The following is a 12147-nucleotide window of genomic DNA, read 5'->3' as shown; positions in this document are numbered from 1 at the left end:
GTTCCAAGTTTTAAAACCATGGAAAAGTACATGGATAAAAACATGAACGTAAAACAATTGGGACAGTTCATGAATTCTACTTTTTCAGGAAGATTAAATTCCGACCGAATCAAAGCGATTCGTGATAAATGGAAAGGAAAGCTGGTCATCAAAGGCGTTGCTTCCGACGAAGATGCTGAAGAAGCGGTACGTTTAGGTTTCGATGGAATGATTATTTCCAATCACGGCGGAAGACAGCTTGATGCCGGAGAATCTACGATTGCCGTTGTGAAAGAAATCAGCGAAAAATATAAAGGTCAGATTAAAATTATGATGGACAGCGGTGTAAGAACCGGTCCGGATGTTGCCCGAGCTTTGAGCTGTGGCGCCGAATTTACCTTTATGGGACGTACTTTTATGTATGCTGTCGGAGCTTTAGGAGACAAAGGTGGCGATCATATTATTGAAATGCTGAAGATGCAATTCAGACAGGTAATGGAGCAGGTTTGCTGTGAAAAGCCAGAAGATTTGCAGAAATTTAGAGTGAAATAAATATCCAGTTCATCAATAGGGATGGGCTTTAGCCCATTTTAATAAGAAAGAATTTCAATTATTTTAAATTAAAAATAAATATCAAATTCAATTATGATTAAAAAAATAATTTTCATCTTCGGTTTTTTTATGACATTCGCTGTATCTGCACAAAAAATGAACGATCAAGATGCTGTAACGACAGCTGCTGAAAAATTAAGATTGGCAATGGTAAGCGGAGAAAAATCAGCCTTGGAATCTTTAATTTTGTCAGAATTAACGTATGGACATTCCGGAGGTCACATTGATGACGCAGCAGAATTTGTTGAAAAGTTGGTAAGCAAAAAATCAGATTTTTTAACCATTGATATTACCAATCAGACCGTAAATATTGTCGGAAATACAGCAATTGTTCGTCACCATTTTTACGCTACGACTGCCGATCTTGGAAAAGCTCCAGGTGATGTTACCTTGGATATACTTTTAGTCTGGGTAAAAAGCGGAAAAAATTGGAAATTACTCGCAAGACAAGCCGTAAAATCTGAAAAGAAAAAATAATTAATCAGAAAAATTTTTAAAAAACCTCGTAAAGCGTTCTTTACGAGGTTTTTTAATGTAATAAAATTCTACAAAGAATCTCTTTCAATATATTTAAAAACATTATTCACATGCTCTTTTTTATTTTTCAGAACCATGTACGCTGCAGATTCTGCCATTGCTTTGAAATCGGTCGTGATCACGGTAATTCCCAGCAATTCTTTCAGAGGCGTTTCGTTGTAGGAAATAATCCCGATATCTTTCCCTAATTCAAGATTTTTCTGTCTGATCTGTTTTACTAAATTCACCAGATCACGCTCTCGAATGGTGATGAAAATATCTTTATCCTGAAGCTCCATGTCGGGATAAATTTCATCCAAAATTTCATAATCCAGCTTAAAATCTTCACAAAATTTTTCAAAACCACGTACAATACGGAAAGGATAGGGGTGAATCGATTGATTGGGATAAACCAGAATAATTTTCTCGTATTTTCTTATTTTTTCTAAACCTTCCTTTAAAGCATTGTAAATATCATGCTCAAAATCCTGGAAAATAGAGCCGTATTCACCGGAAATATCAGGTTTTGTATTATCAAGCATCAGCAATTTGTTCTTCGGAATTTTTTCAATCATTTCGATTGCTCCTTGTGTAGAACTTGTATGTTTTGACTGCTCATCACGAAAATGGGGCATAATCACATAATAATCAAATCCGCCAAGATTTTTCTTTAAAGAATTAATGAAAAGAGTTTCGTCACAATGGTAAATATACATCTCAACATTGCCTTTGGTGCCGATTGCATTGACGAAATAATTATAAATCATCATTTTATATGTACTCGGTTTATTGATCAGAAAGAAAATATTGATGCTGTCATTTTTATTGATACGTGAAATGTAATAGCCTTTGCCTTTTACCGACTCAATAATCTGTCTTTTTCTCAGCTCTTTATAAGCTTTTTCCACGGTATCTCTCGAAAGGAAGCAAGATTCACTAAGTTCATTGATAGAAGGAATTTTTTCCCCGATCTTGATTTGTCCTCCATCAATTCCGTTTAAAATAGAATCTACAATCTGCTTGTATTTAGGAACCCTGGAGTTTTCGTTAATATGAATATCTAATGTATCTGACATGGTCTTTACTTAGGAAATATGAGTTTTCAGCTATAAAAATATTTCTGAAAATAATGTTTGAATGAAAGAAGACAAGATACAATTTTTTGAATTAAATGACAATCGTCATGTTTTGTGAATTTTTAAAATACAATCAATTGATTATTAAATATTTATAAATTTAATTCTTATTGTTTTAATTTCTTAAAAATCACCAATTTCTTACTTCAAACCTTTATTTAAGTAATTTTAAGATTGAATCCCAAACCTCAAATCAACCTCGAATCTCAAAACCCGAAACTCGAACCCCGAATCTCAAATAAAAAGCCTGCTCTTTTCAGAACAGACTTCAATGAATATGAATGTGAAATTTTTTAAGGCATCTTTTCGAAACCTTCCGCTTTTATTTTCCATGTTCCGTCTTTCGGAAAACCAGGAAATTCGCCTGTCGAACCGTCCCAACCTTCCAACATCATCGCAACGGTTGTTAAAATTCCGCCATTTCCTGGAAGGTAAATTCTCAATCTTCCGTCCTGGAAATTGTGCCCGTTTGGTAAATAAGTATTTGTCTGAACATCCATAAATAATGCATCCAAAGCTTTATTCGGAAGTCCTAATCTTGCCGCATTCATTGCTGTCATCGGGAAATCCCAACCCCAAGTGTGACCCCAGTTCCATCTTTCCCAAACGATGTCAAGCGTATTTTTCATAATTTTTTTATCCAGTTTCGGAGATTCAGGAACCATTCCCAAAGCTCCTAAAACAGCAGGGTGATCGGTCATCCATTTTGGAAAAGTGAAAGAATCTTTCGCTGACTCGGTCGATAAATAAACGCCATCTTGAACGGGAAGTGGAGCTAATTTATTGATGACATCATCCCATTTTTTATCTCTCGATTCACCTAATCTTTCTTTCCATTGTTGCGCAACTTTCAGCGCCCAGTCCCAATAAGCGACTTCGTAAGTAGGATTAAAAGTATCTTTTGCAGGGAAAACTTCCTGCGCAGGAATGACACCTTTTCCAAGATTATAGCGGTTTTTCTCTTTGTCATAAGTTGCAAAATCAGCCATAAATTCAGCCGTTGCATAAACCAGATCTTTATATTTTTCTAAAACTTTTTTGTCTTTGTTGTGGCGATACAAAAGTTCGGTCATATAAATCAAATGCGGCTGTTCCCAAATCAAAAATGCAGCTACGGATGACGGGCTTTCATTGCCTTCATTGTCCGACATTTTAATCCATCGAACGCCTTTATAACCTTGTCTTTCTGCTAATTTTTTAGCTTTTTCAAATGATCTGAAATAATAATCCAGTTGTTTTTTCAGAATCTCCGGTCTTCCCCATAATGCGAAGTGAACGCCGTGCCACCAATGCATTTCTGTGTGCGGTTTTCCGTACCAGCTGTTGAATGTCAAACCTGTTTCCTGAGGCGGATTGCTGCCTCCACACTGAACTTTTGTTAAATATTCAGATAAAACAATTCTGCGCTCCAATTCATTAGCTCTTTTATCCGTACTTCCTTCAAAATCAACAGCTGCACCGCTTTTCCAGAAATTTTTCCAGCCGGAAATGCTCTCTTTTTCAGCATCAGCAAATAAGCTTTTTGAAGTTTTTTTATTTTTTTCTGAAAACTCAACGCTCAATTCAACGGTTTTATTTTTAGAAGAAGGCTCATAAACAAAGTAATGTTTTCCGGCTTCCTTTAATTTTCCATCCGTAAAATATAACTGAGTAAAATAGTCCGCAGTTTGAAGTTTATGTTCAATCAATCCTTGAGTTGAATTTGATGAAATAATTTTTGTTGAATGCTTGTCGTCATTTCCATAAAAAGCCGCTTCATCAAGGAATTGCCCGCTCGGATAAGGATATTTTGCAAACACCTTTAATCTCTTTTGACTGATTAAATCAGACTCAATTTTAATCCCAATTTTATCTGAATTCTGGAAAGATGCTGTCCAAACTTTTACGGGAGTTCCTTCCAGAGTAAATTCACTGGTGATAATTCCTGTCCACAAATCAATTTTCTGATTGATATTTTGTAAATCTGAAACCTGCGCTTTTTTACCGTCTTTTTTAATCAGTTCAATCCCAACATTTCCGAGTTGCAAACGATGTTGATTGACTCTGAAATATTCAACTGCTTTTTTGTTGCGTTCCGGCTCTTTAATCTGAACACTGTACAAAGCTTTTCGCCCGTCATTATTGAAATCATAAGGCTTTAAAGTTTCCTCAAATTTATAATTTTCCGTATTCGGAAAACTGTTCCAGCCCCATTCTGACTGGGTTCCGAGCGAAACTCCATTTTTGTAATATTCAGGGAAAGACTGCATTCCGGTAATGTCAACTGTGTAAGCAAATTTTCCGTTTCCAACCGTTAAAGTGGAAAGCGTATCTGCTTTTGTATTGACCACATTATGTCGCTGAACGACCTTTTTTCGGTCGATTTTCTGAGCATTCAAGGATGAAAATCCAATGCAGAAAAGACTTAGGTATATTGCAATTTTTTTATTCATTATATAGATTTAATTTTAATTTTTATCAGCCACGAATACACGAATTTTTTTATAAAAATTAATCTTTTATTCGTGCATTCGTGGCATTAATTATTTCAAAACCGTAGCACTCATCATTCCAATCACCACATCATTGCTTACCGCCGTTAGTTTTATCGATTTTAATTCCTTACTCGAATCAATCGGCAAATCCAGAATTGTTGCAGCACCGCCATCAACCTGACGGTCTGTAAATCCTTTGATACTAGAATATTTGCTCAAAGTTCCGCCTTTATACAATTCTCCCGTCTTCAGTTTTACACGATACAGAATTTTATCATCCGGAATTTCAAACGCAAAATTGTCATCAAATAAATCCTGCTCAATCGGCCACCAATTTGTTGGATTTTTCAATTCTAATTCTGATGTCGAACCATCAACATATTGAACCGTGATTGTTCCATTCACAATCTGCGACTGCATCGGATTGGTAGAACCGGCCATCAGAAAATAGATTTTTTTCCCTTTTCCACTTAAAGGAATTTCAACAGAGTCAGGATAATTATCCCACTGACTTACAAAGGCAATATTTTTATCTGTTTTATCAATTAAAAATGGAATTCCTAGGAAATCAACTTTGCTATTTTTTCTTTTGCTCATCAATCCGCTGTCATCGATTTGTTGGCGAAAGGTATTTTTGATTAAAGATTTCAGTTACTTTTTCATTGTATTTTGAAGCTAATGAAATGTTATTAAACTGACCTTGATTTTCAATGTCCCAATCTGTGATTTCAATATTTTGTTTAATTCCGTTGTAATCAAGTTCAATAGAATTGGTTCCTTTACTTAAATAATTTGAAGGAATTTCAATCGATGTATTTTGATTTTTTTGGATGGTAAAAGTTTTATTTAAGCCATTAACTGTCAACTTTCCATTAATAGGATTGGAAGATTTTGACTGAATTTGTATTTTTTTATTCACCCATTTTGTTTCCAAAGGAAAACGGATATCTATATTTACAGGTTGCCACCAAGTGGTTTTGTTTTCTTCAACCTGAACGAAAAAAGTTCCTTTTCTTTCTTCCTGGACTAAATTAAACTGATTTCCGTTTCGAATTTTAATCAATCTCTGTGGGTCGTAAACTTCTTTAATTTTCTTTTTTGAATCAAAATTCAACTGAAGATTTTCAGAAATATAATTGATATAATCGGTTTGCTCATTTTTCAATTCTTCACCAGAATAATTGATTTCAATCTTAAAATCTTTTCCTTTCGGAGTTTCAAACTGAACAAATGGTTGCAGAATGGAGTTGGGTTTAATCTTCCAACCCACATTTTTCCCATTCACTTTTACCGATTTGATGTTGGAATAATTCACAGGAACCTGCATTTCCAACGAAATAGAATTTTGATATTTCGATTTAAATAAATATTCCGTCTTTTTTGAAGTTCTGGTAAACTGATATTCCCAATCCGGAAGTTTCAGCTCGGCAGAATTCCAGTCTTTTGGAAACCCAGGTTTAATGCTGATTTTATTTTCCAATAAATTTGGATAAACCCCAAAAAGTCCTTCCGTCAAAGTTCGGGAAGCGACACCAATCGGGTCAGCAAAATCACGATACAGTTCTCCACGAAATGCATCGTAGTGAGAAAGCTGCTCAAAATTTCCCGGACTGATGCCATAATACATCGACTCAACCAAATTTCCCTTCCAAAGTTGGTACGCATCTTCGGTTCTTCCGGCTTGCCAATACGCCAGAGCGGTCTGTAAATTTTCCGCCAAAGCGACATTGTTAATCGACCAATCGTAAGGTTGCCAGTTGGTTGTGGAAAGCGTGTAATAGTTTTTATCTTTCTCTCCTTTTACCGTCACCGGAATTTTCGGAGTGTGATTGTTAATGTATTGTAAGTTCTGATAATCTTCAAATTCATTCAGAATAAACGCATCCGAAACGTGATAAATCGACCAGATTCCAGGTTTGTCGTGAACGATTTGATTGCCCAAAGCATCTTTGTATTCAGCAAAATAACCTTTGTCTTTTATCCAAAGCTGGTTTTTCATTGCTTTTAAAATAGATTCAGCTTCCTGTTCGTAAGGTTGGGGATTTTCGCCGATGATTTTCGCCAGTTTTGCCATTTCACGGTTGGCTCTGTAATTATAAGCCGAAGTGTGTGTCACTTTTCCACCCGAATATTGAAGCGCATCACTCGCCCAAATCGCAGCATAGGCATCGTACAAATCGCCACGTTTGAAATTCCGTTTTTCCCAATCCATATGACGAACCATCGTCGGCCACATTTTTTTCAAGAATTCTTTGTCGCCGGTGTAATTGAAATGCGAAAACATCTGGTCAAAAAACACCAGATTCATATCGTAATGATGGGGTTTTGTATTGTCATTCGGGTTTCTGGAAATATATCCGCTTGAAAATACGGAAGTTCCCATTTTTTCCTCGTGACGGGCAAGATGACGCATCGTATCCATTTCGACAGGTGCAAAATCGGGTTTCAAAACCTGTGAATTTGCATAGCTTTCAAAATGTTCTTTTGCTCTGTCGTGCCAACTCAATGCATCTGCTGTGTAAGCGCCACGCCAAGCATTTAACCGCATTCTCCACGCAACTGCGCCGTGAAGAAAGGTCGGACTTTCCCAGATTCCGTCTGCGGCAACAGCTAAATTGGCTCCGAAATTATTTAAATCTGCATCCGGAGTTTTTAATTGAATTCTGGTAGTTAATGTTAAACGGGATTTTTCAGCTTCATTAAAGATGTTTTTCAACTCTTCATCGGAAAAGTTTTTCGTAGATTTTCCTTTAGAAATTTGAATGTAAATCGGTTGCTTTTGTGAAGAATAAGAAGCGTAAACGATCGGAGATTTATCTATTTTATTTTGAGTAAAAGCAGGAAGATTTTCCAGTGTTTCTGCATCGGTCATCTGCAAAAAAGGAACATTTGAAAAGTTCCCGTTTACCATCTGAGTTTCTTTTTTCTTATTTAAATAATTCAATTGAAACTGATTCTTTAAGGCCTGAAATTGATTATTCAGACAATATTCCGGCAACAGATAAAATCCGGATTCCGGATCTGCGCCAATGTCGCCGTTTCTGCTGAAAGTTGTTCCGCTTGCACCGCCATAAACTGCGTAGATTTTTGTTGAAGAATCTATATTGACGGTTTCCATTTTCAAAACTAAACCTTCCTCTTTAGCTTGTGCCAAAACGGTCAGTTTTAAAGTTCCGTTTCCAAGAACTGGGTCTTTGATTTCATACAACATCGAGCCTGGTCGATAACGAGTTTCAATTTTATCAGCTTGAATTAATTTCTTAATCGAATTTCCTTTCTGAATAACGAACTGAAGATTTCCGCCCATTCCCGGAAGATACAACGCAAATTCCGGCAAATCTCCGGCTTCAACTCGCGATGCACGATTATCACCATACAAAGCACGATTGAATCTGTACTTTCCGTTGACCAATAAAAAATCGCCTTTATCCTCTTTATAATGCAGCTCACGCTCGTTATTCTGCCAATGTTTTGACTGGGAATAGGAGAGTGAGAATGCCGACAAAACAATGAGTCCGGCGAAAATGGTTTTCCTTCGCATTTTATGGTTTTAGCTCGGTTAAAGGTTGTCCGTTAACGGTTACATTTTTAAGGTTTACATTTTTCATATGATCCACTTTGTACGGAATTTGTACACCTGTCATTTTAGCATTGATCATCGTGAAATCCGTTACGGGAGAAGATTCGTAAGCGGCAGAAAGTACAGCATATTTACCGCCTTTGTCCACCGTAAGATTTTCTACCCAAATATTTCTGATCGTAGGAATATGATTTCCCGGTTTTTCATAAAACATATTGAAACGTACAGCAGCTTCCTTATAAGCACCAACTTTTGTATTGTAAAAAAATACATTTTCTACCGTTCCGCCACGGCTTGAGCTGGTTTTAATTCTTAAAGCACGGTCAAGATTTTTACTGTCCATTACATTATTTAATGCATAAATATTTCTTGCGCCGCCTGCAATTTCGCTTCCGATAACAACACCGCCGTGACCGTCTTTCATTTCGCAGTTTTCGATAATGTGGTTTTCGGCAGGTTTTCCGATGTCTCTTCCGTCTTCATCTCTTCCGGATTTGATGGCAATACAGTCGTCGCCTGTATCGAAATAAGAATCTTTAATCCATACATTTTTACAGGCTTCAGGATCGAAACCGTCATTATTCGGACCGTGACTGATTACTTTTACTCTTTCAATCAAAACATTTTCACACAAAACAGGATTCAAATTCCACATCGGAGAATTTTTTACCAAAACATCTGCCATATAAAAGTTTTTTGATTTGTAAGGCTGAACGAAATTTGGTCTTAAATACCATCCGTCCCCAAAAACTCTTTGTCTTGCAGGAGTTCTGTTTGCCATATATTCGTGAAGTTTCGCACGAGCCGGATTTTGTCTTCCCGGACGTGATGTGTTGTAGCCGTATTTTGTTGCTCCACACCAAAACCACCAGTTATCATTGTCTGAATTTCCGTCTAAAGTTCCTTTTCCGGTAACGGCAATATTTTCTTCTTCATAAGCATAAATTAAAGACGAATAATTCATACATTCCATTCCTTCCCAACGGGTAAAAACGATAGGGTAGTCTTTGCTGTCCTGACTGAATAAAATCGTAGAACCGTCGCTTAGATGCAGATTAACATTAGATTCTAAATAAATAGCACCAGTAAGGAAAATTCCGTTTGGAACGACAACTCTTCCGCCACCTTCTGCGCTGCATTTTTCAATGGCCTTTTTGAAAGCTTCCGTATTTTTTGTTTTTCCGTCACCAACTGCGCCGAAATCGGTAATCAAATAGTCAACTTTTCTGAATTCAGGTTTTTTGATTTTCTTTTTTAAAGCTTTTATTTCTTTTAAAGGCTGTTTTGCTGAAGTCCAGGGTTTGTATTGTGCCGATGTCTGTGCCGATAACAGGAATACAAAAAGGATTAAGACATATTTTTTCATAAAGAATTGTAGGTTTAATATGAAGGTTGGATTATTATTTTCTTTATAATCGCAATCTAAAATAATTAGAACGAATAATTATCCTGCACTGTCGGTTTTTGTATTTATTCTTTGAATTTAAATTTATAAAAGAGGTTTTGAAATAAGCTGTCGCTCCTCCGGAGCTTTGATTTTTTTAATATGATTTGCTACAAAGATATTGCTCCTACAGAGCAAATCGAATATAAATTTAGAAACAAAAAAAGAGAAGTAAACTGGTTATTTCTCTTTTTTATTTGCAATAAATGCTTAATTTTTTATTTAAAACTTATAAACGAATGCATTAATATTCATTCCTGCACCAACTGATGCAAATAAAACGACGTCGTTTTTCTTGATGGAATGTGAAGGCAGTTCATTATTTAAAATCATAGTCAATAATGACGGTATTGTAGCGACGCTGCTGTTTCCGAGTTTACTGATTACCATCGGCATAATATCAAGTGGAGTGGGAGTGTCGTATAACTGATAAAATCTGTTGACAATCGCTTCATCCATCTTTTCGTTTGCCTGATGAATAATTATTTTATCAAGCTGGTCTATTGAATATCCACTTTGATCGAGACATTTTTTCATCGCTTCCGGAACATGAACAAGGGCAAATTCGTAGATTTTGCGACCATCCATTTTAATGTATCTTATGTCCGGACAATTTTGATTGTTGTAAGATTTACCGAAATTAAGAAAATCTTTTTCCTTTAACGTAAATGAGGCCGAAACATGGGATTTTATACCAGAATCGTCATCTTCGTCATTGGCTTCCAAAATTACAGCTCCAGCTCCGTCTGCGTAAATCATACTGTCTCTGTCGTGAACATCCACAACCCGGGAAAGTGTTTCAGCACCAATAATCAAGCATCTTTTCGCTAAACCTGATTTTATAAATGCATTCGCCTGAATCACTCCTTCAATCCAACCAGGACATCCGAATAATAAATCGTAACCAACACAGAAATTATTTTTAATCTGTAATAAATGTTTTACTCTGGAAGCAAGACTGGGAACTGCGTCTGACTGTATCGTATCAAATCGTACATCGCCAAAATTATGGGCGAAAATAATATAGTCTAAAGTTTCAGGATCGATTTTTGAGTTTTCTATTGCATTTTTAGCTGCAATAAATCCTAAATCAGAAGTTACCTGATCCTTGCTTGCATATCTTCTTTCTTCAATTCCTGTAATTTTTTTTAATTTACTGGTAATTAATGAGTTGTCTTCTTTCAGGTTTTCGCCCTGTTCGTTAAGGAAAATATGCTTATCGAAAAAAAGATTTGTAATGGTTTCTGATGGTATGTAATTGCCTACACCTATAATTTTACTTTTCATATTCAGGGATCTCGTTGTTGAGACTCTATAAAATATTACGAATTATTAATATTTTTTTAATAAAGGTAGTTTTTTTATACCGAAAAATACTATTCGTGATAATTTATTACAACGATTTAACATTCGATGCATAAAAAAGAAGAGAATAAGATAAAAAGTTTAAGGATTTCCGGGCTGTATAATCGACTGAATAAAAATATTTTAACCCTGAAAATTAATCTAAGAAAGATTAGAAAGCTGAGATGTTAATTGTTAAAAGTTTTTTTATTTATTTTTTTCTCTCGTACTTTAATAATAAAATCAGGAACAACCACCAGTTCTCCGGCTTTTACTTTAATATCGAAGCTTTTGGTTTCGCAATAGGTATTGGCAGGAAGTGTAGATTCGTCAAGCACAATCGTGTAATTACCAGTCGGTAAAAAAGAATTGAATTTTCCTTCATCGTCACTTCCGATTCTCTGGATAATGTTGTTTTCCTTAATGATCTGGAATGCCACCGAAGAGGCTCTGTGCTCGAAATCTACCGCAACTTTTGAGTCATAATCGAAAAATATTTTACCCTGAAGCGTTCCGTTCTGGTGAAGCGGAATATTTAACGGATACGAATAAGAATCTACATTAAATTCAGACTCATCATAATACCAACCTTGCTGAATAAACTGCTTCAGCCTGTATTTCCCGAAAGGTACATTTTTATAGGTTGCCGTTCCTTCTGCAGTGGTTTTAAGGGCTACATTATTGATATTCACGATAAAATCGCCTGCGGTTTTTTCTCCTAAATCAAAAATATTGTTGTTGTTTTCGTCATAAAAGGCAAGAACCTGAATTTTTCCTTTTTTATCAGGATTTAATACTGTATTTCTTAAATTCCAAGTTAAACCAAGCTCAATGGTCAGAATATTATTTGCTAAAACTCCTACCGAATAGTTGTACCACGAAGAATTCAGAAATGCGCTGAATTTTTTACCGTTATACTTTGCATTTAGAAATGCTGAAGGCGATTTTCCGTAGATCACATCGTCTACATAAGAAAACCCTGTACTCAGATTGAATTTATCTTTGATGAAGCTGTCGTTGTAGAAAAACGATACTGTAAGCTTTTTATAATCTGTATTGGGT

Annotated in this window: 9 protein-coding genes; 2 read left to right on the top strand and 7 right to left on the bottom strand. The window is 35.8% G+C overall.

The annotated features are described in order from the left end of the window. Together AB4Y90_RS13880 and AB4Y90_RS13875 are read left to right on the top strand one after the other, a co-directional pair. Window positions 1-531 (top strand): alpha-hydroxy acid oxidase (locus tag AB4Y90_RS13880; RefSeq protein ID WP_441558147.1); only part of this gene is annotated, 531 nt, incomplete at its 5' end. 156 nt (window positions 532-687) lie between these two features. Then, the gene (locus AB4Y90_RS13875) at window positions 688-1068 is read left to right on the top strand and encodes a nuclear transport factor 2 family protein (RefSeq protein WP_441558146.1); all 381 of its coding nucleotides are present in this window, start codon (window positions 688-690) and stop codon (window positions 1066-1068) included. 68 nt (window positions 1069-1136) lie between these two features. Here AB4Y90_RS13875 and AB4Y90_RS13870 read toward each other — a convergent pair whose 3' ends face one another. The 7 genes from AB4Y90_RS13870 to AB4Y90_RS13840 form a co-directional block, all read right to left on the bottom strand. Further along, window positions 1137-2183 carry a GntR family transcriptional regulator gene (locus tag AB4Y90_RS13870; protein ID WP_441558145.1) on the bottom strand — a complete coding sequence of 349 codons (1047 nt, stop codon included), beginning with the start codon at window positions 2181-2183 and terminating at the stop codon, window positions 1137-1139. A 353-nt stretch (window positions 2184-2536) separates the two neighbouring features. Next, window positions 2537-4675: a hypothetical protein gene (locus AB4Y90_RS13865; RefSeq protein WP_441558144.1), complete on the bottom strand. Its 2139-nt coding sequence runs from the start codon at window positions 4673-4675 to the stop codon at window positions 2537-2539. Window positions 4676-4765: 90 nt separating this feature from the next. Beyond that, entirely contained in the window at window positions 4766-5314 is a 549-nt protein-coding gene (locus AB4Y90_RS13860; protein WP_441558143.1) for a hypothetical protein, read from the bottom strand. 10 nt (window positions 5315-5324) lie between these two features. After that, window positions 5325-8258: a DUF4450 domain-containing protein gene (locus AB4Y90_RS13855; RefSeq protein WP_441558142.1), complete on the bottom strand. Its 2934-nt coding sequence runs from the start codon at window positions 8256-8258 to the stop codon at window positions 5325-5327. A 1-nt stretch (window position 8259) separates the two neighbouring features. Then, window positions 8260-9663 carry a glycoside hydrolase family 28 protein gene (locus AB4Y90_RS13850; RefSeq protein ID WP_441558141.1) on the bottom strand — a complete coding sequence of 468 codons (1404 nt, stop codon included), beginning with the start codon at window positions 9661-9663 and terminating at the stop codon, window positions 8260-8262. A gap of 300 nt (window positions 9664-9963) precedes the next feature. After that, window positions 9964-11028 carry a 3-oxoacyl-ACP synthase III family protein gene (locus AB4Y90_RS13845; RefSeq protein WP_441558140.1) on the bottom strand — a complete coding sequence of 355 codons (1065 nt, stop codon included), beginning with the start codon at window positions 11026-11028 and terminating at the stop codon, window positions 9964-9966. 245 nt (window positions 11029-11273) lie between these two features. After that, window positions 11274-12147, bottom strand: an 874-nt coding sequence (locus tag AB4Y90_RS13840) for a hypothetical protein (RefSeq protein WP_441558139.1), incomplete at its 5' end; no start/stop codon positions are given.

The sequence above is a fragment of the Chryseobacterium sp. 2TAF14 genome (genome assembly GCF_052115105.1).
Taxonomy (GTDB): Bacteria; Bacteroidota; Bacteroidia; order Flavobacteriales; family Weeksellaceae; genus Chryseobacterium.
This window is presented reverse-complemented; position numbering and strand designations above follow the sequence as displayed.

Bases quoted from the DNA above. Each gene is read 5' to 3' on its own strand.
- AB4Y90_RS13875 (WP_441558146.1), top strand. From the start codon at position 688: ATGAACGATCAAGATGCTGTAACGACAGCTGCTGAAAAATTAAGATTG.
- AB4Y90_RS13870 (WP_441558145.1), bottom strand. From the start codon at position 2,183: ATGTCAGATACATTAGATATTCATATTAACGAAAACTCCAGGGTTCCT.
- AB4Y90_RS13865 (WP_441558144.1), bottom strand. From the start codon at position 4,675: ATGAATAAAAAAATTGCAATATACCTAAGTCTTTTCTGCATTGGATTT.
- AB4Y90_RS13860 (WP_441558143.1), bottom strand. From the start codon at position 5,314: ATGAGCAAAAGAAAAAATAGCAAAGTTGATTTCCTAGGAATTCCATTT.
- AB4Y90_RS13855 (WP_441558142.1), bottom strand. From the start codon at position 8,258: ATGCGAAGGAAAACCATTTTCGCCGGACTCATTGTTTTGTCGGCATTC.
- AB4Y90_RS13850 (WP_441558141.1), bottom strand. From the start codon at position 9,663: ATGAAAAAATATGTCTTAATCCTTTTTGTATTCCTGTTATCGGCACAG.
- AB4Y90_RS13845 (WP_441558140.1), bottom strand. From the start codon at position 11,028: ATGAAAAGTAAAATTATAGGTGTAGGCAATTACATACCATCAGAAACC.